The organism is Pseudomonas vranovensis DSM 16006, assembly GCF_000425805.1.
Taxonomy (GTDB): domain Bacteria; phylum Pseudomonadota; class Gammaproteobacteria; order Pseudomonadales; family Pseudomonadaceae; genus Aquipseudomonas; species Aquipseudomonas vranovensis.
This window is the reverse complement of record NZ_AUED01000002.1, coordinates 462,289-486,122: the sequence shown is the minus strand read 5'-3', so window position 1 is coordinate 486,122 and position 23,834 is coordinate 462,289. Positions and strand designations below refer to the sequence as shown.

Genomic DNA, 23,834 nt, shown 5'->3' with positions numbered 1-23,834 from the left:
CCTTGGGCAATTGAAGACAACGATGATTTATGAATGCCCGATCATTGCTTCAATCAAACCCAGGCAGTGCCTGACCTGCGGCGAGTTATCCCCAGCGCGGCGACTGAGAATGATCGGTGAAACCGCCGCCGACTCGCTCAGCGGCGCGTAGACGATATCGTCGCGGTGCTGGCGCTGTACCGAGGCGGGCACCAGCGTTATCCCCAGGCCCGCAGCCACCAGCCCGAGCGCAGTCTGCAGTTCATTGGTCCATTGGATCACCTGCACGCTCAGGCCCTGATTGGTGAACAAAGCCATGATGTGGTCGGCATAGCTTGGGCGCGGCGTGACGGGGTAAAGCACGAATGGTTCAAAGGCCAGGCGCACCAGGTCGATTGGCCGGCCGATCATCGGATGTCCACAGGGCAGGGCGACCACCAGCGGTTCTTCGCGCAGCACGTGCTGGTCGATGGCCGGGTCCTTGATATGGATGCGCCCGAAGCCGATGTCGATGCGTCCTGCCTTCAGGGCTTCGACCTGTTGCAGGGTGATCATTTCCTGAAGGCCCAGCTCCAGTTCCTGTTGGTTGCGCAGCTGGCGGATCAGCTCGGGCAGCAGGTCGTAGAGGGTCGAAGGCGCAAAGCCGATGCGCAGCCACTGGCGCTCACTGTTGGCGATACGTCGGGTGCCGTCGCCAATCTGTTCCAGCTGGTCCAGCAACATTGCACTTTGCTCGTAAAAGTAGCGCCCGGCCTCGGTCAGGCGCAACGGCCGGCTGCGCTCCAGCAGTTCGACGCCCAGGGTTTCTTCCAGCTGCCGGATCTGCCGGCTCAAGGGCGGTTGGGCAATGTGCAGTTGTTCGGCGGCGCGGGTGAAGTTCAGGGTCTGCGCCAGCACCCGGAAGTAACGCAGATGGCGCAGTTCCATGATACCTCCTGGGTATTGTTGCCCACCCAACAGATATTGGACTGCTAGCCGGGGCTGACGCAAGCTGGCGCCTTGTGGATAACCAGACCCTGTGGATATCGTCCGCCAAGAACAATAAGAGGGCAGCCCATGAGCAGCCACCTGTTGAGCGAGCGCAGCTGTGTGTTTGAGCGCGCCGACCCTTATGCCGTGTCCGAGTACGTCAACCAGCATGTTGGGGGACATAGTCTGCGCTTGCACCGCACCGGCGATCTGCAGGCGAGTATCAACCATCGAAAGTTCGCCAGCCTCGATCTGTGTCGCCTGAGTTATGGCGGCAAGGCACGGATCACTTCGCCAGCGCTGGGCACGTTGTATCACCTTCAGGTATTGCTCAGCGGACACTGCCAGTCCAGCTGTCGGGGCAACGAACATCACTATGTCCCCGGCGAGCTGATGCTGATCAATCCCGATGACCCGGTGGATCTGACCTACTCGGCCGACTGCGAGAAGTTCATTTTGAAAATGCCGGTCGGCCTGTTGGAACAGGCCTGCGTCGACCAGCGTTGGCAGGTGCCTGAAGGCGGCATCCGCTTCACCCGTGCGCGTCATGTCACGCACGAGCTTGAGGGGTTTGTCGGCCTGCTCGGGCTGATCTGCGAAGAAGCGGAATCCACCCAGTCATTGCTGCAGGTGCAGGAGCATTACGCCCGCATCGTTGCCAGCAAGTTACTCAGCCTGCTGGGCAATAATGTCCAGCGTAGCGAGCCGGCGCAGCAGGCCCACTCGTTCGAGCAGCTGGCTGCTTATATTGATGCCCATGTGCAGCAGGACATCAGTGTTGCGCAACTGATGAACGTGGCGCGGGTAAGCGAGCGTTCCTTGTACTCATTGTTCGAACGCCATGCCGGCTTGTCGCCCAAGGGTTATGTGCGCCAGCGCAAACTGGAGCGAATTCATGCGGCCCTTCAAGACCCGGCAAGCTCGGTGCGCAATGTCACCGAAATCGCCCTGGACTTCGGCTTTCTGCACTTGGGGCGCTTTGCCGAAAGCTATCGCCAGCGCTTTGGCGAGCTGCCGTCGGTGACCTTCAAGCGTCACCGCTGACCCCTGATCGCGCCTTGCGCAAACTGGATATTGATTCGCAGGAATCGGCTATTGGCCCTTTTGCTGTGCTCCTAACCTGAGGCTGCGAACACTGCTCGGCAGGTTCGCCATACGGTTTCGATAACAACAACAAAAGAGACACGCCTCATGCGAACGATCGATATCAACAGCCTGATCGATCAGGCGAAGTTCAATGCCTTTCACTGGCGTGTGCTGTTCTGGTGCGCGCTGATCATCATCTTCGATGGCTACGACCTGGTCATCTATGGCGTGGTGCTGCCAGCGCTGATGCAGGAGTGGGGCATGACCCCCTTGCAAGCCGGTGCCCTGGGTAGCTACGCGCTGTTTGGCATGATGTTCGGGGCGTTGGTGTTCGGCCCGTTGTCGGACCGTATTGGCCGCAAGAAAGCCATCATGATCTGCGTAATCCTGTTCAGCGGTTTTACCGTGCTCAACGGTTTTGCCCGCAACCCCACCGAATTTGGTACCTGTCGTTTTCTGGCCGGGCTGGGTATCGGCGGGGTGATGCCCAACGTGGTCGCCCTGATGAATGAGTACGCGCCTAAGCGCATGCGCAGCATTCTGGTGGCGATCATGTTCAGCGGCTATTCGGTGGGCGGCATGCTCTCGGCGGGTCTGGGCATTGCGCTGTTGCCGCGTTTTGGCTGGCAGTCGGTGTTCTATGTGGCAATCATTCCGCTGCTGCTGTTGCCATTGATCCTGCGTTTTCTGCCTGAGTCACTGGGGTTTCTGGTGCGCCAGGGACGTACCGAACAAGCCAGCCAGTTGTTGGCGCGGGTGGAACCGAGCTACCAGCCTCAGGCGGGTGATTGTCTGGATGTGGCGACCGGCACGCAAGTCGGTGGCTCTGTGCCGCAGCTGTTTCGCGAAGGTCGGGCATTGAGCACCCTGATGCTCTGGGTGGCGTTTTTCTGTTGCTTGCTGATGGTCTATGCGCTCAATTCCTGGTTGCCCAAGCTGATGAATAATGCGGGCTACGGCCTGGGTTCCAGCCTGGCATTCCTGCTGGTGCTCAACTTCGGGGCAATCTTCGGTGCGGTGGGCGGTGGCTGGATGGGTGACCGCTTCAAGCTCGACCGAGTGCTGGTGGTGTTCTTTGCCGTGGCGGCCCTGTCGATCAGCCTGCTCGGCTTCAAGAGCCCGACCCCAGTGCTGTACCTGCTGATTGCCATCGCGGGGGCGACCACCATCGGCACGCAGATCCTGGCCTATGCCTGTGTCGCCCAGTACTACCCGATGGGCATTCGTTCCACCGGCCTGGGCTGGGCCTCGGGCATTGGGCGCAGCGGGGCGATTGTCGGGCCGATCCTGGGCGGCATGTTGCTGGGCATCCAGCTGCCGCTGGCGCTCAATTTCATGGCCTTTGCCGTCCCGGGGGCCGTGGCTGCGGTGGCCATGATGGTGTTTGCCGGCCGTGGGGTGGCGCAGGCCCGAGCTGGGTTGCCGGTATCGGGATAGGCCCGCCCTTGCAGGGGTGGGAGCGGGCTTGTCCCGCGATCTAATAACAACAATAAAAAGAGTGCACGAACCATGAACAACCTCCGCCAAGCCGGGTTGCTGCCCTTGTTCGGCCTGAGTTTTATCACCCAGGCCGCCGAAGCTGATTTCTTCAAGGATGCCGCCGCTACCCTGCAAGCCCGTAACTACTACTTCAGCCGCGACTTCTCCGGCATCGTCGGTGCCAACCAGCAGTCCAAGGCCGAGGAGTGGGGGCAAGGTTTCATCTTCAACTACAAATCCGGCTATACCCCGGGCGTTGTTGGTGTGGGTGTGGATGCCATCGGCCTGCTCGGGCTCAAGCTCGACAGCAGCCCGGACCGCACCGGCACTGGCTTGTTGCCGGTCCAGGACGATGGCCGGGCGGCCGATGAGTACAGCCGGCTCGGTGCGACCGTGAAGCTGCGGTACTCGAAAACCGAGCTCAAGGTCGGCGAGCTGCAGACCAACCTGCCGATCCTGCAGTACAACGACTCTCGCCTGCTGCCGCCAACCTACCAGGGCGCCAGCATCACCTCGGCCGAGATCAGCGGCCTCACTCTCCAGGCCGGCCACTTGAGTTCAACCAGCCTGCGCAATGAAGCCGGTGATGAAAAGTTGATTGCAATGCTCGGGCATTTGCCCCAGCGCCAGGCCGATAGCGATGCCTTCAACTTTGCCGGTGGCGATTACAGCTTCAACGCCAACCGCAGCACCTTGAGCCTCTGGTACGGGCGCCTGGAAGATATCTATCAGCAGGGTTTTTTCGGCCTCAAGCACAGTGAGCCGGTTGGCGATTGGGTGATGGGTGCCAACCTTGGCTACTTCAGCGCCAGGGAGCAGGGAGAAGCCCGCATTGGCGATGTCGACAACCAGGCGTTCTATTCGCTGCTGTCGGCCAGGCGCGGCGGCCATACTTTCAGCGTTGGCTACCAGGGCATCTTTGGTGATGATGCGTTTCCCAGAGTGTTTCCGAACATTTCGCCGCTGGGCAATGAAGTGCCGACCTATGAGTTTTCCTATGCTGATGAACGCTCCTGGCAGGTGCGTTATGACTACGATTTCGTGGCCATGGGCATACCGGGACTTACAGCGACGGTGCGCTATCTGAAAGGCAACAATGTCGACACCGGGCTTGGCTTCGAGGGCAAGGAACACGAACGCGATCTGGACCTGGGCTACGCGGTGCAGAGCGGGGTGTTCAAGGGGTTGGGAGTCAGGTTGCGCAACGCGGTGGCACGTTCGAGCTACCGCTCGGACATTGATGAGAATCGGGTGATTCTGACGTATACGTGGAGTCTTTTATAGGGCGATCGCGGGGCAAGCCCGTTCCCACAAAATGTGTAGGAGCGGGCTTGCCCCGCGATCGCTTCACCGTCCATCCCCACACTGGGCCACTGACCAGAGGATCGCTTAGACTGGCCGGACAACTACAACGAGTGTCCTGGTATGGAGAGTCCCCTGCTCAGTGAGCGCAGCCGGGTTTTCGATCGTGCCGATCCTCATGCCGTGTCGACCTACGTCAATCAGCATGTCGGCGTGCACCACATCCGCTTGCCGCGCTACGGGCATCCCGAGGCATGCCTCGACCACCGCAAGTTTGCCAGCCTCGATTTGTGCCGGATCAGTTATGGCGGTGAAGTGCGGGTGATGTCGGCAGCCCTGGAGAACGTCTTTCACCTGCAGATCCTGCTGCGTGGCCACTGCCTGTGGCGACGCGGGCGTGCCGAGCGTTTGCTCGGGCCCGGCGAGCTGCTGCTGATCAACCCGGATGAACCAGTGGATCTCGCCTATTCGGCCGACTGCGAAAAATTCATCCTCAAGCTGCCCAACCGCCTGCTCGAAAGTGTCTGTGACGAGCAACGCTGGCAGCGCCCCAGCGAAGGCGTGCGGTTCATCCAGAACCATTACCAGTTGCTGGCGCTGGAAGGGTTTGCCGGGTTGCTGGCCATGGTCTGCCATGAAGCCGAAGCCAGCGAGCCATTGCTGCGGGTGCAGGAGCACTACAGCCAGATTGTCGCCAGCAAGCTTTTGACCCTGATGCCAACCAATGTCAGGCGCGAGGCGCTGGGCGGGCAAGCGTCGTCGTTCGAGCGTATTGCCGAGTACATCGAGGCAAATCTGAAGCAGGACATGTGCAGCGAGCAACTGGCCCGCCAGGCCAGCATGAGTCTGCGCTCACTGTACATTCTGTTCGAGCGCAACGCCGGCACCACGCCCAAGGTCTACATCCGCGATAAAAAACTCGCGCGCATCCGAGCCAGCCTCAGCGACCCGCAGTGTACGGTGCGCAATATCACCGAGCTGGCCATGGACTATGGCTTCGTCCACCTCGGCCGTTTCTCGGAAACCTACAAGTCGCTGTTCGGCGAACTCCCCTCCGATACCCTCAAGCGTCGCCCCTGACACTTTGCAGAAAACGGATAAAGGTCTGCACAAAGCGGATATTTGCCGTGCCCCTCGCTCCCTAACCTGACATGGCCTGAACACAATAACAACGGAGGCCCCGGCCATGTCCCTGGGATTCGATTACCTTAATTCCCTGCTTGAAGAAGATCAGGAGAAGGGCGTCTTTCGCTGCAAGCGCGAGATGTTCACCGACCCCCGTCTGTTCGATCTGGAAATGAAACATATCTTCGAAGGCAACTGGCTGTACCTTGCCCACGAAAGCCAGATTCCTGAAAAGAACGACTTCCTCACCACCACCATGGGGCGCCAGCCGATCTTTATCGCGCGCAACAAGGATGGGGTGCTCAATGCCTTCCTCAATGCCTGCAGCCACCGCGGTGCGATGCTTTGCCGGCACAAGAGCGGAAACCGCTCCTCCTACACCTGCCCCTTTCACGGCTGGACGTTCAACAACTCTGGCAAGCTGCTCAAGGTCAAGGACCCGGTGGACGCCGGCTACCCGGCCAGCTTCAACTGCGAAGGCTCCCACGACCTCACCAAGGTCGCCCGCTTCGAGTCTTACCGCGGCTTTCTGTTTGGTAGCCTGAACCCGGATGTGGTGCCCTTGGTGGAGCACCTGGGTGAGTCGGCCAAGATCATCGACATGATTGTCGACCAGTCGCCTGAAGGCCTGGAAGTGCTGCGCGGCTCGTCTTCCTACATTTACGAAGGCAACTGGAAGCTGACCGCCGAGAATGGCGCCGACGGTTACCACGTCAGCGCCGTGCACTGGAACTACGCCGCCACCCAGAACCAGCGCAAGCAGCGCGAGGCCGGTGATGAAGTCAAAACCATGAGCGCTGGCGGCTGGGCCAAGAGCGGTGGTGGTTTCTACTCCTTCGACAAAGGTCACCTGCTGCTCTGGACCCGCTGGGCCAACCCCGAGGACCGTCCGCTGTTCGAGCGCCGCGACGAGCTGGCTGCCGACTTCGGCCAGGCCCGTGCCAACTGGATGATCGAGAACTCGCGCAACCTGTGCCTGTACCCGAACGTGTACCTGATGGACCAGTTCAGTTCGCAGATCCGTATTGCCCGGCCGATTGCCGTGGACAAGACCGAGATCACCATCTATTGCATTGCGCCCAAGGGCGAAAGCGCCGAAGCCCGGGCCCAGCGCATTCGTCAGTACGAAGACTTTTTCAACGTCAGTGGCATGGCCACCCCGGACGACCTGGAAGAATTCCGCTCCTGCCAGATGGGCTACCAGGGCGGGCGAGGCTGGAACGATATGTCGCGTGGTGCCACCCACTGGATCGAAGGTGCCGACACAGCCGCCCAGGAAATCGACTTGCATCCGCAGATGAGCGGTGTACGCACCGAGGACGAAGGCCTGTTCGTGCTGCAACACAAGTACTGGCAGGACACCATGCTCAAGGCACTCGCCACCGAGCAGCAACTGATCCCCGTGGAGGCCGTGCAATGAGCATTTCCTTCGAGCACGTACGGGACTTTCTCTACGAAGAGGCGCGTTACCTGGACGACAGCCAATGGGACCAGTGGCTGGAGTGCTACGCCAGCGATGCCACCTTCTGGATGCCGGCCTGGGACGATAACGACCAGCTCACCGAAGACCCGCAACGGGAAATTTCGCTGATCTGGTACGGCAACCGTGGCGGCTTGGAAGACCGGGTGTTCCGCATCAAGACCGAACGCTCCAGTGCGACCATGCCCGACACCCGGACCTCGCACAACATCAGCAACATCGAGCTGCTGGAGCAGGGCGAAGGCCTGTGCAAGGTGCGCTTCAACTGGCACACCCTGAGCTTTCGCTACAAGACCGTGGACAGTCACTTCGGTACCAGTTTCTACACCCTTGATGTGCGCGGTGAACGACCGCTGATCAAGGCCAAGAAGGTGGTGCTCAAGAACGACTACGTGCGTCAGGTCATCGACGTTTACCACATCTAAATCCAGCTTTTACGCGAGGTGCGCCATGCACAAGATCGCCTTGAATTTCGAGGACGGGGTCACCCGTTTCATCGACGCCACCGCTGACGAAACCGTGGCCGATGCCGCTTACCGCCAGGGCATCAATATCCCGCTGGACTGCCGTGACGGCGCCTGCGGCACCTGTAAATGTTTCGCCGAAGCCGGTCGCTACGACCTGGGTCAGGAGTACATCGAAGACGCCTTGAGCGAGGAAGAAGCCGGCCAGGGTTATGTGCTCACCTGCCAGATGCGTGCGCAAAGCGATTGCGTGGTAAGGATCCCGGCATCGTCCCAGGTGTGCAAGACCGAACAGTCCAGCTACCAGGCCAGCATCAGCGCCGTACGCCAGCTCTCGGACAGCACCATTGCCTTGTCGATCAAGGGTGAGGCGTTGAGTCGCCTGGCTTTCCTGCCGGGGCAATATGTGAACCTTGGCGTGCCTGGCAGCGAGCAGACCCGCGCCTACTCCTTCAGTTCGTTGCAGAAGGACGGCGAGGTCAGCTTCCTGATCCGCAACGTACCGGGCGGCCTGATGAGCAGCTTCCTCACCGGCCTTGCCAAGGCGGGCGACAGCATGACCCTGGCCGGCCCCTTGGGCAGTTTCTACCTGCGCGAGATTCGTCGGCCGTTGTTGCTGCTGGCCGGTGGCACGGGGCTGGCGCCGTTCACCGCGATGCTGGAGAAAATCGCCGAGGAGGGCAGCGAGCATCCGCTGCACCTGGTCTACGGCGTGACCAACGACTTCGACCTCGTCGAACTCGACCGCCTGCAGTCGTTCGCCGAGCGCATCCCCAACTTCAGCTTCAGCGCGTGTGTGGCCAACCCCGAGAGCCAGCACCCGCTCAAGGGCTATGTCACCCAGCACATCGAGCCTCGCCATCTCAACGAAGGCGATGTCGATGTCTACCTGTGCGGTCCTCCGCCGATGGTCGAGGCGGTCAGCCAGTACATCCGCGAACAGGGCATCACCCCGGCGAATTTCTACTACGAAAAGTTTGCCGCCGCCGCTGCCTGAACCCGTTTTACGGGGCCGGGCGCATCGTGCGGGTACGGTCGGTCCCTTTTTTATTCGAGGTTGTCATGAACAACAGATTCGACAACAAAGTCGCGCTGGTTACCGGCGCAGCGCAGGGGATCGGCCGTCGTTTGTGCGAGCGCCTGCTCGACGAAGGCGCGACCCTGGTGGCGGTGGACCGCTCGGAGCTTGTTCACGAGCTGCAAGGCGAAGGTGTACTGACCCTGACCGCCGACCTTGAGCAGCACAACGAGTGCAGCCGGGTAATGGCAGCAGCGGTGGAGCATTTTGGCCGGCTGGATGTGTTGGTCAATAACGTTGGCGGCACCATCTGGGCCAAACCGTTCGAGCACTACGAAGCGGCGCAGATCGAGGCGGAAGTCCGGCGCTCGCTGTTCCCTACCTTGTGGTGCTGTCATGCGGCGCTGCCCTACATGCTGGAACAGGGCAGGGGCGCCATCGTCAACGTGTCCTCGATTGCCACCCGCAGTGTCAACCGCGTGCCTTATGGCGCGGCCAAGGGGGGAGTGAATGCACTGACCGCTTGCCTGGCATTCGAGACCGCTGGCCGCGGTGTGCGTGTCAATGCCACCGCGCCGGGGGGCACTGAAGCACCGCCACGGCGGGTGCCACGCAACCGTGCCGAGCAGAGCAGCGAAGAGAAAGCCTGGTACCAGCAGATCGTCGACCAGACCCTCGACAGCAGCCTGATGAAACGCTACGGCAACCTCGATGAGCAGGTTGGCGCGATCCTCTTCCTGGCCTCCGACGAGGCTTCCTACATCACCGGCACGGTGTTGCCGGTCGGCGGCGGCGACCTCGGTTGAGCGCCCCTGGAGAACCTTCGATGAGTCATCCCTTGATTGAACGCATCTCGACCCTGATCGTCGACTTGCCCACCATTCGCCCGCATAAGCTGGCGATGCACACCCTGCAGAAGCAGACCCTGGTGATCATCCGCCTGCACTGCTCCGACGGCATCGAAGGCCTGGGCGAGGCCACCACCATCGGCGGCCTGGCCTATGCCAACGAAAGCCCGGAAAGCATCAAGCAGAACATCGACAGCTACTTTGCACCGCTACTGATCGGCCAGGATGCCAGCAACATCAACGCTGCCATGCAGCGCCTGGACAAGGTGATCAAAGGCAACACCTTCGCCCGTTCCGGCATCGAGAGCGCCTTGCTCGATGCTCAGGGCAAACGCCTGGGCCTGGCGGTCAGTGAACTGCTTGGCGGGCGCGTGCGCGACAGCCTGGAAGTGGCCTGGACCTTGGCCAGCGGCGACACCGAGCGCGACATCGCCGAGGCCGAGCAGATGCTCGATTTGCGCCGCCACCGCATCTTCAAGGTGAAGATCGGCGCCAACGACGTTGCCCATGACCTCAAGCATGTGATCGCCATCAAACGGGCGGTGGGCGAGCGCGCCAGTGTGCGGGTCGACGTCAATCAGTACTGGGACGAGTCCCAGGCGATCCGCGCCTGCCAGGTGCTGGGTGACAATGGTATCGACCTGGTCGAGCAACCGATCTCGCGCATCAACCGCGCCGGACAGATTCGCCTGAACCAGCGCAGCCCGGCACCGATCATGGCCGATGAATCCATTGAAAGCGTCGAGGACGCCTTCAGCCTGGCCGCCGACGGTGCCGCCAGCATCTTCGCCCTGAAGATCGCCAAGAACGGTGGCCCCCGTGCCGTGTTGCGTACAGCGCAGATCGCTGAAGCGGCAGGTATCGCCCTGTATGGCGGCACCATGCTCGAAGGTTCGATCGGCACCCTGGCCGCCGCCCATGCCTTCGTAACCCTCAACCAGCTGACCTGGCACACCGAGCTGTTCGGCCCGCTGCTGCTGACTGAAGAGATCGTGATCGAAGCACCGGTGTACCGCGACTTCGCCTTGCACGTACCTCGTACCCCAGGCCTGGGCCTGACCCTGGACGAAGAGCGCCTGGCGTTCTTCAGCCGCACGTAAGGAGAGATGCCATGTTGTTCCACGTGAAAATGACCGTGAACCTGCCCCTGGACATGGACCCGGCCAACGCCGCGCAGCTCAAGGCCGACGAGAAGGCACTGGCCCAGCGCCTGCAGCGCGAAGGCGCCTGGCGCCACTTGTGGCGAATCGCCGGCCACTACGCCAACTACAGCGTATTCGACCTGCCCAGCGTCGAGGCGCTGCACGACACCCTGATGCAGCTGCCACTGTTCCCCTACATGGACATCGAGATCGATGGCCTGTGTCGCCACCCGTCTTCGATCCACAGCGACGACCGTTGAACGCCAAACGCCGATAACAACAATTCGAGGTACCTGTCATGACCGTGAAAATTGCCCACACTGCCGACGTGCAGACATTCTTCGAAGAAGTCAGTGGCCTGAACAATGACCTGGGCAGCCCACGCCTGAAGCTGCTGACCAACCGCATCGTCAACGACGTGGCGCGCATCATCGAAGACCTGCAAGTGACACCCGATGAGTTCTGGAAGGCCGTGGACTACCTCAACCGCCTGGGCAGTCGCCAGGAAGCTGGCCTGCTGGTCGCGGGGCTGGGAGTGGAGCACTACCTGGACCTGCAACTGGATGCCCAGGATGCCGAGGCCGGTATCAGCGGCGGTACCCCGCGCACCATCGAAGGCCCGTTGTATGTGGCGGGCGCGCCGATGGCCGAAGGCGAGGTGCGCATGGACGATGGCCTGGACTCGGGTACGGTGATGTTCCTTCAGGGCCGCGTGCTGGACGAGCAGGGCCAGCCGGTGGCCGGTGCAGTGGTGGACCTGTGGCACGCCAATACCCAGGGCACCTACTCCTACTTCGACAGCACCCAGTCGGACTACAACCTGCGCCGACGCATCGTCACCGATGCCGACGGCCGCTACCGCGCGCGCAGCATCGTGCCGTCGGGCTATGGCTGCCCTGAAGACGGCCCGACCCAAGAGTTGCTCAACCAGCTCGGCCGCCATGGCAATCGCCCGGGGCACATTCACTTCTTTATCTCGGCGCCGGGGTATCGTCACCTGACCACCCAGATCAACCTGGCGGGCGATGAGTACCTGTGGGATGACTTTGCTTATGCCACCCGTGACGGCTTGATCGGCGAGCTGCGCTTTGTAGAGGATGCGGCCGCAGCGGATGCCCGGGGTGTGGAGGGGCGCTTTGCCGAAATGGATTTTGACTTCCAGTTGCTCGGTGCGCCCAAGCCTGCGAATGAAGTGCGCAGCCAGCGGCCGCGGGCATTGCAGGACGCCTGATATCCGGGTTGAATCCATCGCGGGGCAAGCCCGCTCCTACAGAAATCCCTGTACGAGCGGGCTTGCCCCGCGATGCTCTTTAAGGATGATCAATGAAAACAATAATTCAGGACTTCTCCCTTTCCGCCTTGGTCGCCGGCTTCATTGCCACGCTGATTTCTTACGCAGGCCCCTTGGTGATCATTTTCCAGGCCGCCCACAGCGCACAGTTGTCGGCGGCCGAACTGTCTTCGTGGGTATGGGCAATTTCCATCGGCAGCGGCGTGCTGGGCGTGGTACTCAGCCTGCGCTACAAGGTGCCGGTGGTGATTGCCTGGTCTGCGCCGGGATCGGCCCTGCTGGTGGCGCTGCTGCCGGATATCGCCTTCGCCGAGGCGGTGGGGGCCTATATCGTCGCCAACCTGGTGATCTTGCTGGTCGGCGTTTCCGGTGCCTTCGACCGCATTGTCAGCAAGCTGCCACCGGCCATCTCTGCTGCCATGTTGGCGGGTATTCTGTTCAGCTTCGGCACCGGGTTGTTCATCTCGCTGAAGTCGCAACCGCTGCTGGTGTTGGCAATGTTCGTCACCTACCTGATGTTCAAGCGCATTGCCCCTCGCTATGCGGTTCTGGCCGTGCTGGTGTGTGGGGTGAGCATTGCGGTGTTCAGTGGTGAGATGAACAGCTCGGCGCTGGTAGTGGGCCTGGCCACGCCGGTGTGGACCACGCCGGCGTTCACTTGGCATGCGCTGTTGAGTATCAGCCTGCCGTTGGTGATGGTGGCGCTGACCGGGCAGTTTGTGCCGGGCATTGCCGTTTTGCGCAACGACGGCTATCGCACACCTGCCAGCCCGATCATTTCCAGCAATGCCCTGGCCAGTGTCTTACTGGCGCCCTTTGGTTGCCATGGTCTGAACCTGGCGGCGATCACTGCGGCGATCTGCACCGGCCGCGAAGCGCACGACGATCCGGGCAAGCGCTATTGGGCGGGGGTGTCGGGTGGGGTGCTGTACCTGCTGCTGGGGGTGTTCGGCGCGACCTTGGTGTCGCTGTTTACCGCCTTTCCGGCGGCCTTGATTGCAGCGTTGGCCGGGCTGGCGTTGTTCGGCGCCATCGGGGGGGCACTGGCGGGAGCGATGAGTGTGCCGAGTGATCGCGAGGCGGCGCTGATCACCTTTCTGGTGACAGCCTCGGGTATGTCCTTCATGGGCTTGTCGGCGGCGTTCTGGGGGCTGATCTTCGGCCTGTTCGCCCACCTGCTGCTCAACCTGCGGCGACCAGCGCCGCAGGCGAGCAGGGCAGGGCTGCGAACTGACTGAGGTCAGATCTGCATGGCCATGCCTTCGACGTTCATCGCGGCCTGGCGCAAGGCCTCGGAACGGGTCGGGTGCGGGTGGCAGGTCAGGGCGATGTCTTCGGCTGACGCCGAGAACTCCATGGCCACGCAGAACTCGCCGATCATTTCGCTGACGCTCGGGCCGACCAGGTGTACACCCAGTACTTCGTCGGTCCTGGCATCAGCCAGGACCTTGGCGAAGCCTTCTGTCTCGTGGTTGATCTTGGCCCGGCTGTTGGCGGTGAAGGGGAACTTGCCGACCTTGTACTCACGCCCTTCGGCCTTGAGCTGCTCTTCGGTCTTGCCGACGCTGGCCAGTTCCGGGCGGGTGTAGATCACCCCGGGAATCAAGTTGTAGTTGACCTCATGGGGCTTGCCGGCGATTCGCTCGATGCAGGCAACCGCTTCGTCTTCGGCCTTGTGCGCGAGCATCGGGCCTGAGGTGACGTCGCCGATGACCCAGATGCCCGGTACTGCAGTGCGGTGATGCTCATTGGCAAGCATGCCGCGCTTGTCGGTTTCCAGCCCGACGCTCTCCAGGCCCAGGCCCTTGGTGTAGGGCCGGCGGCCGATGGCGACCAGCACGTAGTCGGCTTCCAGGCTTTCGCTGGCGCCGCCGGCGGCAGGCTCAAGGGTCAGGTTGACGGCGTCTGCCGAGGCGCTGGCCTGGGTCACCTTGCTGCCCAGCTTGAAGGTGATGCCTTGTTTGGCGAGCGAGCGTTGCAGCGTCTTGGCGGTCTCTTCATCGGTACCCGGGCAGATGCGGTCCAGGTATTCGATGACGGTGACCTGGCTGCCGAGGCGACGCCATACCGAACCCAGCTCCAGGCCGATCACACCGGCGCCAATCACCACCAGGTGCTTGGGGACGCCCGGCAGCGAAAGGGCGCCGGTGGAGTCGATGATGCGCTGGTTATCAATCGTCACGCCGGGCAGCGGGGTTGGCTCGGAACCGGTGGCGACGACTATGTCCTTGGCCTGCAGTTCGGTGACGCTACCGTCTTCGGTGCTCACATTGACCCGGCCCGGGCCTGCCAGTTGGCCCCAGCCTTTGATCCAGTCGACCTTGTTCTTGCGGAACAGGAACTCGATGCCCTTGGTCAGGCCAGTAACGCTTTCGTCTTTCTGTTTCATCATCTGGGCCAGATTCAAGGTCGGCTTGACCTCGATACCCAGGTTGGCGAACTCGCTGCCCACGGCCGCTTCGTAAAGCTCCGAGGCATGCAACAGCGCCTTGGACGGCATGCAACCAACGTTCAAACAGGTGCCACCAAGGGTTGAACGGCCTTCGACGCAAGCCACGCTCAAGCCCAGCTGGCCAGCACGAATAGCGGCGTTGTAGCCGCCGGGGCCGCCGCCGATGATCACCACATCATAGGTTTTCATTGTTGTACTCCAGGATGAAGAATCGACAATGGCGCCAAGATTAGTCTGCTGGGCGAGTGATTGTATACAATTTATCGCACCGTCCGAGGGTCTGGAACGGGCGTGACAGTTCCAGACCATGGTCGCGCTAGGCTGAAAATTATTCAGTATGAACTACCCTTCTGCGGTGACGTCCGAAGAAAAAAGGAGGGTTCATTTCATGCTTGCGCAACTTCCACCTGTTCTGCAAAGCCTGCGACTGCCCCTGCGCCTGAAGCTGTGGGATGGTCATGAATATGATCTGGGTCCCCAGCCGCAGGTCACCATTCTGGTCAAGGACCCGCAGCTGATTACCCAACTGACCCACCCGAGCCTGGACGAACTGGGCGCAGCCTTTGTCGAAGGCAAGCTGGAGCTGGAGGGCACCATCAGTGAGGTGATCCGGGTTTGCGACGAACTCAGCGAAGCGCTGCTCAAGGATGAAGTCGACGATCAACCGGTGCGCCGCGAGCACGACAAGGCCACCGATGCAGCGGCGATTTCCTATCACTACGACCTGTCCAATGACTTCTACCAGTTGTGGCTGGACAAGGACATGGCCTATTCCTGTGCCTATTTCAAAACCGACCAGGACACCCTGGAACAGGCCCAGCAGAACAAGTTCGAGCACCTGTGCCGCAAGCTGCGCCTGCAGCCGGGTGACTACCTGCTCGATGTCGGCTGTGGTTGGGGAGGGCTGTCACGCTTTGCCGCCCGCGAGTTTGGCGTCAAAGTGCTGGGCATCACCCTGAGCAAGGAGCAGCTCAAGCTCGGCAAGGCGCGCATCAAGGCCGAAGGCCTGCAAGACAAAGTAGAGCTGAAGATTCTTGATTACCGCGATATTCCACAGGATGGCCGTTTCGACAAGGTCGTGAGTGTCGGTATGTTCGAACACGTTGGCCATGCCAACCTGGCGTTGTATTGCCAGCGCCTGTTCGGCGCGGTGCGCGAAGGCGGCCTGGTGATGAACCATGGCATCACCGCCAAGCATGTGGACGGGCGTCCGGTAGGGCGGGGTGCTGGCAGCTTCATCGATCGTTATGTGTTCCCCCATGGTGAGCTGCCGCACCTGTCGATGATCACGGCCGCCGTCAGCCAGGCGGGGCTGGAAGTTGTCGATGTCGAGAGCCTGCGCCTGCACTATGCGCGCACATTGCAGCACTGGAGTGACCGCCTTGAAAGCGAACTGGACAAAGCCTCTACGATGGTGCCGGAGAAGGCTTTGCGAATCTGGCGCCTGTACCTGGCGGGCTGCTCCTATGCCTTCGCCAAGGGTTGGATCAACCTGCACCAGATCCTCGCAGTCAAACCTTTTGCCGACGGCCACCATGACCTGCCACTGACTCGCGAGGATCTGTACCGCTAAGCGCGCTCAGAGAATGGGTGAGATCAACCGGGCGATACGCATGCCCAGTTGTTGCAAGCGATGGGTGTCCTCGCTGTCTTCGGCGGTTATCTCCCGGGCCAGGTCGAAGTCATGCAGGAGCATGGTTTCGACCTGGTCGGCGAAGGCGCGGTCGACGGTCAACAGCATCACTTCGAAGTTCAGGCGGAAGGAGCGATTGTCCAGATTGGCGCTGCCGATGGCGCTGATCTCGTTGTCGATCAACACCACCTTCTGATGCAGGAAGCCTGGTCCGTAGCGGTACATCCTCACCCCGGCGCGCACGGCCTCGAAGGCAAACAGGCTCGAGGCTGCATAGACGATGCGGTGGTCGGCACGCGACGGCAGGAGGATGCGAACGTCCACACCACGCAATACCGCCAGGCGCAGCGCAGCAAACACTGCTTCATCGGGAATGAAGTAGGGACTGGTGATCCAAACGCGTTCGCGGGCTGAATGAATCGCTTCGACAAAAAACAGCGAGCAGGTCTCCTGTGAGTCGGCCGGGCCACTGGCGAGCACTTGGCAGAGCACGCCATCTTCGGGATAGGTATCGGGCAGGATCAGTGGTGGTAACTGGCGAGTGGCCCAGTACCAGTCTTCGGCAAACGATTCCTGCAGGCAGGCCAGCACCGGGCCGCTGACTTGCACATGGGTGTCGCGCCAAGGCGAGAGCTTTGGTTTGCCCCCCAAGTATTCATCGCCCACGTTGTGGCCACCGACAAAGCCTTGCAGCCCATCGACCACGACGATCTTGCGGTGGTTGCGAAAGTTCACCTGGAAGCGGTTGAACCAGCCGCGGCGGGTGGCGAAGGCGCGAATATTCACGCCGCCGTCTCGAAGGGTCTGGCTGTAGGCGGAGGGTAGGGCATGGCTGCCGACCCGGTCATACAGCACATAGACCCTCACGCCTTCGGCGGCTTTCTTGAGCAGCAGGCTGTGAAGTGAGCGGCCCAGCGTGTCGTCATGAATGATGAAGAACTGTACCAGCACTGTGTCGCGGGCTTGGCTGATGGCCGCGAAGATGGCATCGAATGTGGCCTTGCCATCGATGAGCAGACTCACCTGGTTGTTGGCCAGGCAGGGCATTCGCCCAAGTTTGGGCATGGCCCGCAGGGCGCCATAGGACTCTGAATTACGCGCGGTGAGCGCTTCCTCAACCCAGGGCCGCCAGTTGAGGTCGGCCATGGCCACATGCATTTCGCGGTTGGCCTGGCGACGCGCCTTGATGTAGGCGTCGAATGTCCGGCTGCCAAACACCAGATAAGGGATCAGGGTGAAGTAGGGAATGAACAGCAGCGACAGGGCCCAGGCAATGGCTCCCTGGGCTGTACGTACGGTGAGCACCGCATGTGTCGCGGCGATGGCCCCGAGCAGGTGCAAGGCACCGATGAGGTAACCGAAGAAGTAGGGGCTGTGGTAATCCATACGCATCCTGCTGTCCAAAGGCACGGCCTCTAACAGAGCATGTTCCACACCCCAGTTGCAACCCAAAGGCCAAATTGACGTCTAAGCTCTGTTCCAGCTTGGGGCTGGAGTTTCGAGGAGTCATTACATGAAAAGTCGTCTGCCGATGCTCGCACTGGTGTTGGGGCTGTCGAGTCCGTTGGTGCATGCGCAGATGTTGCAACCGGGGTTGTGGGAACTGACGACCAGCAACATGCAGGTCGATGGAAAGCCACTGCCTGATATGGGTTTCATGCTCGGTCAGTTGAAGAACCTGCCACCCGAGCAGCGGGCGATGATTGAGGGTGGCTTGGCTCAGCAGGGCATCAGTGTGGCTGGTCAGGGGGTGCGCTCATGCCTCACACCCGAGCAGGTGAAGACCGATGATATTCCGCTGCAGGACCCCAAGTCGGGCTGCACCCAGAAGATCACCGAACGCACGGGCAATGTGTGGAAGTTCACCTTCAGTTGCCCGAAAGCGCAAGGTGCAGGGCAGGCGACTTTCCTCAGTGACCGCGAGTTTCTTACGCAGGTCAGCGGCACCTTCAATGCCTCGGGTGTTCAGCAGCAGGGCAGCATGAACACGCGTGCGGTCTGGTTGGGCAACGACTGCGGCACAGTCAAACCGCGTACTTAGCATTTGCCTGAAGAGTTACCAGCGCCACTGGCTCTGGGCGACCGCGTCGTGGGCATGCAGGCTCTCTGCATGTTCCACGCGCAGATTGAAGCCAGTCAGCCAGTTCAGGTGTTGAAGAGTAATGTGCAACCGCCTTGCCGCATCTTCACAGAACATCAGATTTTGACCATTGGCCAAGGCGAAAGCTTGTTCGTCTGCACGCTTCACTGCGGTTTGCACCGCGGTGCCCAAAGCGGATTCTGCCTGATCGATCAGTTCCGTAATCGGCAATTCGCAAACTTCGGGTTTCAGGCGAATGTTCAATGTTGCGGTGCTGCGTTGGCTATGTGGGGTTGCCACAATGCCCTGCGTATTTCCCAGCCAGCTCAATACAGCTTCATGACTGAGGCTTCGATTGCCAAAATCGTTCAGGAATCGTTGTTGAATGAGCTGCCTGGACAAGGCAGCAGAGCAGGGGCAGGTGGAGGAGTATTCCAGCCCAACTTTTAGTTCCACGTGGAACACTTTGTCTTTCAGGTGCGCTGCCAGGCTCACCGGATAAGATTTCCAACCCGCCAATGGACTGATCAATGCCGGACGTTTGAGCAATAGTTCAAAGCGCAAATTCAGGTAGGCGCTGGCTGACAACCCACGATGGCTGTCGAGGAAACGCTCCAACACTGTGTGCAGCAACGGCACGCTCAATGGCTCGGATTCAAAACTTTCCAATGCCAGGTACAGTCGCGACATATGGATGCCGCGCGAAGTACCGTCGTCCAGGCTGACCCCAGCATCGGCACTGGCGCGAAGTGTGTCGCCTGCAAAATGTACCGGCAAGGCGATATTGCACATGCCGACCCACTCCAGCGGCAAGTTGGTATGGATGGCTTGTGCAGCAATGTCCGGGAGCGTGAGTGCTGTCATGAACGGCTCGAAAGTGTGTGACGGTAGAGAGTACTAGTGGCAGCCGCTCAGGCGATTGCAGCGCAGGGTGAAACGTTGACCGCTGGAACTTGAAACGCTGTTGAGGGTAGTCCAGCCGATTTTTCGGCTGTAACCCACCCAGGTTTCACCGTCGCTGGCCAGGCCTGTGTAAAAGGTCAATTGCCCGTAGCGACTGTTGGTTTGTGTCCACAGCCGCCGGCCTTGTGCTTCATAGCCACGCAAGTAGGTCGTGTTGCCGGCAGTTTGTACGCTGTAGTAGTTGCCCAGCGCATCGCCACAGGCCAGCAACGTAGCACTGCGTGTGCACAGCGCCAGACCTTGGCTCAAGGGAATGGCTTGGGAGCTGGTGCTCAGGCACAGCAGCGCAACGGTGGCGGACAAGCCCGGCAATCTCATTTTGTGGTGTCTCTTGGTCGTATTCAGGGGAAGCGGGTTGGCGAGATTGTATTGTTACTATATAACATTGCGCAATGCATCATTTGAATGCACTCGCCCTGATGAGGACCCGTCCCATGCCCAATCGCCTTCCCGTCACTGTGTTATCCGGCTTTTTGGGAGCCGGTAAAAGCACGCTGCTCAATCATGTGCTGCGCAACCGCGAGAACCTGCGGGTGGCAGTGATCGTCAACGACATGAGTGAAATCAACATCGATGCCAGCGAGGTGCAGCGCAATGTCAGCCTCAACCGGGCTGAAGAAAAACTGGTGGAGATGAGCAACGGCTGCATCTGCTGCACCCTGCGTGAAGACCTGCTTGAGGAGGTGGGGCGGCTGGCCCGTGAAGGGCGCTTTGACTACCTGCTGATTGAGTCCACCGGCATCTCCGAGCCACTGCCTGTCGCCGAGACTTTCACCTTCCGTGATGACCAGGGTCGCAGCCTGGCCGATCAGGCGCGGCTGGACACCATGGTCACCGTGGTCGACGGGCTCAACTTCCTGCGCGACTACCAGGGTGCGGAGAGTCTCGCCAGCCGCGGCGAAACCCTGGGTGAGGAAGACGAGCGCTCTATCACCGATCTGTTGATCGAGCAGGTGGAATTCGCCGATGTGATCCTGCTCAGTAAGATTGATCTGATCAGCAGTCACGAGCGTGATGAGTTGAGTGCCATCCTGCGGCGTCTCAATGTTCACGCGAAGATAATGCCGATGGTGATGGGCCAGGTGCCGCTGGAGGCGATCCTCAACACCGGCCTGTTCGACTTCGAGCGGGCGTCCCAGGCCCCCGGCTGGCTGCAGGAACTGCGCGGCGAGCATGTCCCGGAAACCGAGGAGTACGGCATCGCCGCCACCACCTGGCAAGCCCGCCGGCCGTTGCATCCACAACGCTTCTTCGACTTTATCAACGGGCCCTGGAGCAATGGCCGGTTGCTGCGCTCCAAGGGCTTCTTCTGGCTGGCCAGCAAGCACCAGGACGCCGGTAGTTGGTCCCAGGCCGGGGGCATGATGCGCTATGGATTTGCCGGGCGCTGGTGGCGCTTTGTCCCGCGCGAGCACTGGCCGCAGGACGAGCAGAGCACTGCTACTATCCTCAAGCACTGGACGCCGGATTGCGGTGATTGCCGTCAGGAATTGGTGTTCATCGGCCAGGACATTGATTTTGCCCAGCTGGATGCCGAGCTGCAGGCGTGCCTGCTGACCGAGGTGGAGATGGCCGGGGGTGTCGAAAGCTGGCTGCAACTGCCAGATCCTTTCGGCCCCTGGTATGTCGAGGAGGTGGCTTGAAGGGCTGACCTCAAGGCATAGTGACGAAAATCCCGAGCACTTGGCGTCCTATGCTGCAGAACATCCCCACTCACGTTATTGCCGGGCCCTTGGGCGCCGGCAAGACCAGTCTGATTCGCAACTTGCTCGCCCAACGACCGGCTGATGAGCGCTGGGCAGTGCTGATCAACGAGTTCGGGCAGATCGGCCTGGATGCCGCGCTGCTGAGCACCGACGATCAGGGCATTGCCATGGGCGAGGTGGCGGGCGGGTGTTTGTGCTGCGTCAATGGCACGCCATTCCAGATCGGCTTGGCGCGGTTGTTGCGCAAGGCCAAACCGCATCGGCTGTTCATCGAACCCTCAGGCCTGGGGCATCCGCTGCAATTACTTGAACAACTGCGCCAGCCGCCCTGGCGCGGTGTGCTGGCAGTTCAGCCGGCTGTGGTCGTGCTGGATGCCGAACAACTGGCAGCCGGCGTTGCCTTACCCAGTGCCCAGCAGGAGGCGTTGCTCGAAGCGGGTTTGTTGGTATTGAATAAATCGCAGCCTGTGGACAGTGAAAAACGTCTGTGGATAACGGCAAATCTGCCAAAAAGAACGTTGTTCTGGACAGATCACGGTGAGCTGCAATTGTCGAAACTGCCTGTTGATATCAGTCCGGGCGAGGCTGTGGGTAAGCTGACATTGCCCAATGAAACTGGGCCGTTGGCGAGTCTGTGGATAAATCCGGAGGAGCCCATTTGCTGTGTACAAGATGTTGCAGAGGGTTGGAGCATCGGCTGGCGCTGGCACCCTCGACAGATTTTTTATCCACAGCGCATTGAGCTGCTGTTACGCGATTTTGACTGGCGTCGGGCCAAGCTGGTTATCCACAGCCCCCAAGGGTGGCAGTCGATCAACGCCTTGGCAGGGCAGCATGAGTTGCGCTGGCAGCCCAGTGAATGGCGGCGTGATTCACGTCTTGAGTTGATTTTTTCCACTGCCCAGGACGTGGAAGCGCTGCAGCAAGCCATGCAGGCCTGCCGTCTTTAGTTTCGCCAGCGATTGTGATCCTGACGCCACTGGTTCATTTCAATGACGTTATCGGCATGCGGGACTGTTTTGATTTCGAACGGGTAGGGCGCCAGTTCGATCTGCATGCTGTGAGCGCCAAACTGAGTGACGGTGCCGGGGTGGCGTTGCTCACCAGTGACGGTGAACTCAAAGTTATACACACGGGCCAGGCGCTTGCGCCCTTGGGCATCGCGAACGAAGCCGATTCGCTTGAGCGCCACATTACCGTCGAGCAGTTCCAGGTCGAGTTTTGCACAGTGCTGCTTGACCCGATCCAGGGCCTTTTCACGCAATCCGTGGTTATGCCACAGCCAGGCGCCACCAGCACCCAGCACCATCAGCACGAAGAGATTACCCAGGGTCAGCATTACATTTGCTCCAACGAAGTACGCCCAGCTTACCTGCCTCTCCGGTCTGTCGTACAGGTGCCTTTTAGCGCCATACTGCGCGCCGTGTTTTCATTTATCAGCTTCGGAAGTCCTGCATGAAACGTACGCCGCACCTGCTCGCTATCCAGTCCCATGTGGTTTTCGGTCACGCCGGCAATGGCGCGGCGGTGTTCCCCATGCAACGGGTCGGTGTGAATGTGTGGCCCCTCAACACTGTGCAGTTCTCCAACCACACTCAGTATGGTCAGTGGACCGGGGAAGTGCTTGCGCCAGCGCAAATTCCCGCGCTGGTGGAGGGTATTGCGACGATCGGTGAGTTGGGCAATTGCGATGCAGTGTTGTCTGGTTACCTGGGCAGTGCCGAGCAAGGGCGGGCGATTCTCAGTGGCGTGGCGCGGATCAAATCCGTCAATCCCAAGGCGTTGTACCTGTGCGATCCGGTAATGGGACATCCGGAGAAGGGCTGCATCGTTCCGGCGGAAGTCAGTACGTTTCTGCTGGATGAGGCGGTGGCGGTAGCTGATGTGTTGTGCCCCAATCAGCTGGAGCTCGACAGCTTCTGTGAGCGGCGCCCCGAGTCACTGGAAGACTGCGTCGCCATGGCGCGCAGTCTGCTGGAGCGCGGACCAAAAGCGGTGCTGGTCAAGCACCTGGTCTACCCGGGGCGCGGCGCGGAAGAGTTTGAAATGTTGCTGGTGACAGGTGAGGGCAGCTGGCATTTGCGCCGTCCGCTGCTGGCCTTCCCGCGCCAGCCTGTGGGCGTGGGTGATCTGACCTCGGGGCTGTTCCTGGCGCGAGTGCTGCTGGGCGATAGCTGGGTAGCGGCGTTTGAATTCACAGCAGCCGCTGTTCATGAGGCGCTGCTCGAAACCCAGGCCTGCGCCAGCTACGAGCTTGAGCTGGTACGGGCCCAGGACCGCATCGTGCATCCACGGGTGCGCTTCGAGGCCCGACGTCTTGACGCTTAGATCGCGTCGCCCTTGAGCTCCTGATAGCGTTTTTCCAGCTCCTGGCGAATCTGGCGGCGTTGCTTGCCCTGCAGGAAGCGGCGTTTTTCTTCGCTGCTTTCTGGCTGGCGGGGTGGCACGGCAACCGGCTTACGGTCGTCATCCACTGCGACCATGGTGAAGAAGCAACTGTTGCTGTGGCGCACCGAACGCTCGCGAATGTTTTCGGTGACCACTTTTATGCCCACCTCCATCGAGGTGTTGCCGGTGTAGTTGACCGAGGCAAGAAAGGTCACCAACTCGCCGACATGCACCGGCTCGCGAAAGACCACCTGGTCAACCGACAAGGTCACCACGTAGCGGCCGGCATAGCGGCTGGCGCAGGCATAGGCGACTTCGTCGAGGTACTTGAGCAAGGTGCCGCCATGAACGTTGCCAGAAAAATTGGCCATGTCCGGGGTCATCAAGACAGTCATCGATAGCTGGGCGTTTCCAGGTTCCATAGTGTGC

24 protein-coding genes are annotated in these 23,834 nt (G+C 60.7%); 17 read left to right on the top strand and 7 right to left on the bottom strand.

The window, feature by feature from the left end; translation table 11 throughout:
* Positions 1 to 27: 27 nt before the first annotated feature.
* Positions 28 to 906, bottom strand: coding sequence for a LysR family transcriptional regulator (locus tag H621_RS0106225; protein ID WP_028942543.1), 879 nt, complete (start codon positions 904 to 906; stop codon positions 28 to 30).
* Positions 907 to 1,035: 129 nt separating this feature from the next.
* Between H621_RS0106225 and H621_RS0106220 the strand changes: the two genes are divergently transcribed.
* From H621_RS0106220 to H621_RS0106165, 12 genes are all read left to right on the top strand, one after another.
* Positions 1,036 to 1,992, top strand: a complete 957-nt coding sequence (locus H621_RS0106220) for an AraC family transcriptional regulator (protein WP_028942542.1) — start codon at positions 1,036 to 1,038, stop codon at positions 1,990 to 1,992.
* Positions 1,993 to 2,139: 147 nt separating this feature from the next.
* The gene (locus H621_RS0106215) at positions 2,140 to 3,471 is read left to right on the top strand and encodes an MFS transporter (RefSeq protein WP_028942541.1); all 1,332 of its coding nucleotides are present in this window, start codon (positions 2,140 to 2,142) and stop codon (positions 3,469 to 3,471) included.
* 72 nt (positions 3,472 to 3,543) lie between these two features.
* The gene (locus H621_RS0106210) at positions 3,544 to 4,797 is read left to right on the top strand and encodes an OprD family porin (RefSeq protein ID WP_028942540.1); all 1,254 of its coding nucleotides are present in this window, start codon (positions 3,544 to 3,546) and stop codon (positions 4,795 to 4,797) included.
* Positions 4,798 to 4,938: 141 nt separating this feature from the next.
* Entirely contained in the window at positions 4,939 to 5,895 is a 957-nt protein-coding gene (locus tag H621_RS0106205) for an AraC family transcriptional regulator (RefSeq protein WP_028942539.1), read from the top strand.
* Between the two features lie 106 nt (positions 5,896 to 6,001).
* On the top strand, positions 6,002 to 7,360 hold the full coding sequence (benA, locus tag H621_RS0106200) for a benzoate 1,2-dioxygenase large subunit (protein ID WP_028942538.1): 1,359 nt from the start codon (positions 6,002 to 6,004) through the stop codon (positions 7,358 to 7,360).
* Positions 7,357 to 7,845 carry a benzoate 1,2-dioxygenase small subunit gene (benB, locus tag H621_RS0106195; protein ID WP_028942537.1) on the top strand — a complete coding sequence of 163 codons (489 nt, stop codon included), beginning with the start codon at positions 7,357 to 7,359 and terminating at the stop codon, positions 7,843 to 7,845. The genes benA and benB overlap by 4 nt, the downstream gene beginning before the upstream one ends.
* A gap of 25 nt (positions 7,846 to 7,870) precedes the next feature.
* Positions 7,871 to 8,881 (top strand): benzoate 1,2-dioxygenase electron transfer component BenC, encoded by a 1,011-nt coding sequence (gene benC / locus H621_RS0106190; RefSeq protein WP_028942536.1) that lies wholly within the window; start codon positions 7,871 to 7,873, stop codon positions 8,879 to 8,881.
* A 65-nt stretch (positions 8,882 to 8,946) separates the two neighbouring features.
* Positions 8,947 to 9,708 carry a 1,6-dihydroxycyclohexa-2,4-diene-1-carboxylate dehydrogenase gene (locus tag H621_RS0106185; RefSeq protein ID WP_028942535.1) on the top strand — a complete coding sequence of 254 codons (762 nt, stop codon included), beginning with the start codon at positions 8,947 to 8,949 and terminating at the stop codon, positions 9,706 to 9,708.
* A 20-nt stretch (positions 9,709 to 9,728) separates the two neighbouring features.
* Positions 9,729 to 10,850: a muconate cycloisomerase family protein gene (locus H621_RS0106180; protein WP_028942534.1), complete on the top strand. Its 1,122-nt coding sequence runs from the start codon at positions 9,729 to 9,731 to the stop codon at positions 10,848 to 10,850.
* An 11-nt stretch (positions 10,851 to 10,861) separates the two neighbouring features.
* On the top strand, positions 10,862 to 11,152 hold the full coding sequence (gene catC / locus H621_RS0106175; RefSeq protein WP_028942533.1) for a muconolactone Delta-isomerase: 291 nt from the start codon (positions 10,862 to 10,864) through the stop codon (positions 11,150 to 11,152).
* 38 nt (positions 11,153 to 11,190) lie between these two features.
* On the top strand, positions 11,191 to 12,123 hold the full coding sequence (catA, locus tag H621_RS0106170) for a catechol 1,2-dioxygenase (RefSeq protein WP_028942532.1): 933 nt from the start codon (positions 11,191 to 11,193) through the stop codon (positions 12,121 to 12,123).
* A 92-nt stretch (positions 12,124 to 12,215) separates the two neighbouring features.
* Positions 12,216 to 13,421 carry a benzoate/H(+) symporter BenE family transporter gene (locus H621_RS0106165; RefSeq protein ID WP_028942531.1) on the top strand — a complete coding sequence of 402 codons (1,206 nt, stop codon included), beginning with the start codon at positions 12,216 to 12,218 and terminating at the stop codon, positions 13,419 to 13,421.
* A gap of 2 nt (positions 13,422 to 13,423) precedes the next feature.
* Here H621_RS0106165 and lpdA read toward each other — a convergent pair whose 3' ends face one another.
* Entirely contained in the window at positions 13,424 to 14,824 is a 1,401-nt protein-coding gene (lpdA, locus tag H621_RS0106160) for a dihydrolipoyl dehydrogenase (protein ID WP_028942530.1), read from the bottom strand.
* Positions 14,825 to 15,023: 199 nt separating this feature from the next.
* On the opposite strand from lpdA, the gene cfaB reads away from it, so the two are divergent.
* Complete coding sequence (gene cfaB / locus H621_RS0106155; RefSeq protein ID WP_028942529.1) at positions 15,024 to 16,208, top strand: C17 cyclopropane fatty acid synthase CfaB; 1,185 nt, start codon at positions 15,024 to 15,026, stop codon at positions 16,206 to 16,208.
* Positions 16,209 to 16,214: 6 nt separating this feature from the next.
* Here cfaB and cls read toward each other — a convergent pair whose 3' ends face one another.
* Complete coding sequence (gene cls, locus H621_RS0106150) at positions 16,215 to 17,654, bottom strand: cardiolipin synthase (RefSeq protein WP_028942528.1); 1,440 nt, start codon at positions 17,652 to 17,654, stop codon at positions 16,215 to 16,217.
* Positions 17,655 to 17,781: 127 nt separating this feature from the next.
* Between cls and H621_RS0106145 the strand changes: the two genes are divergently transcribed.
* Positions 17,782 to 18,309: a DUF3617 domain-containing protein gene (locus H621_RS0106145; RefSeq protein ID WP_028942527.1), complete on the top strand. Its 528-nt coding sequence runs from the start codon at positions 17,782 to 17,784 to the stop codon at positions 18,307 to 18,309.
* Between the two features lie 15 nt (positions 18,310 to 18,324).
* Here H621_RS0106145 and folE2 read toward each other — a convergent pair whose 3' ends face one another.
* Together folE2 and H621_RS0106135 are read right to left on the bottom strand one after the other, a co-directional pair.
* A complete protein-coding gene (folE2, locus tag H621_RS0106140; RefSeq protein WP_028942526.1) occupies positions 18,325 to 19,212 on the bottom strand; it encodes a GTP cyclohydrolase FolE2 in 888 nt (295 codons plus the stop codon).
* A gap of 33 nt (positions 19,213 to 19,245) precedes the next feature.
* Positions 19,246 to 19,629: a hypothetical protein gene (locus tag H621_RS0106135; RefSeq protein ID WP_028942525.1), complete on the bottom strand. Its 384-nt coding sequence runs from the start codon at positions 19,627 to 19,629 to the stop codon at positions 19,246 to 19,248.
* A 116-nt stretch (positions 19,630 to 19,745) separates the two neighbouring features.
* Here H621_RS0106135 and zigA point away from each other — a divergent pair, with 116 nt between their 5' ends.
* Together zigA and H621_RS0106125 are read left to right on the top strand one after the other, a co-directional pair.
* Entirely contained in the window at positions 19,746 to 20,954 is a 1,209-nt protein-coding gene (gene zigA / locus H621_RS0106130; protein WP_028942524.1) for a zinc metallochaperone GTPase ZigA, read from the top strand.
* Between the two features lie 50 nt (positions 20,955 to 21,004).
* On the top strand, positions 21,005 to 21,967 hold the full coding sequence (locus tag H621_RS0106125; RefSeq protein ID WP_028942523.1) for a CobW family GTP-binding protein: 963 nt from the start codon (positions 21,005 to 21,007) through the stop codon (positions 21,965 to 21,967).
* Here H621_RS0106125 and H621_RS0106120 read toward each other — a convergent pair.
* Positions 21,964 to 22,356: a DUF3301 domain-containing protein gene (locus H621_RS0106120; protein WP_028942522.1), complete on the bottom strand. Its 393-nt coding sequence runs from the start codon at positions 22,354 to 22,356 to the stop codon at positions 21,964 to 21,966. The two genes, H621_RS0106125 and H621_RS0106120, sit on opposite strands and share 4 nt — an antisense overlap.
* Positions 22,357 to 22,472: 116 nt before the next feature.
* Here H621_RS0106120 and pdxY point away from each other — a divergent pair, with 116 nt between their 5' ends.
* A complete protein-coding gene (gene pdxY / locus H621_RS0106115) occupies positions 22,473 to 23,345 on the top strand; it encodes a pyridoxal kinase PdxY (protein ID WP_028942521.1) in 873 nt (290 codons plus the stop codon).
* Here pdxY and H621_RS0106110 read toward each other — a convergent pair.
* Positions 23,342 to 23,827, bottom strand: a complete 486-nt coding sequence (locus tag H621_RS0106110) for an acyl-CoA thioesterase (RefSeq protein WP_028942520.1) — start codon at positions 23,825 to 23,827, stop codon at positions 23,342 to 23,344. The two genes, pdxY and H621_RS0106110, sit on opposite strands and share 4 nt — an antisense overlap.
* Positions 23,828 to 23,834: the final 7 nt, after the last annotated feature.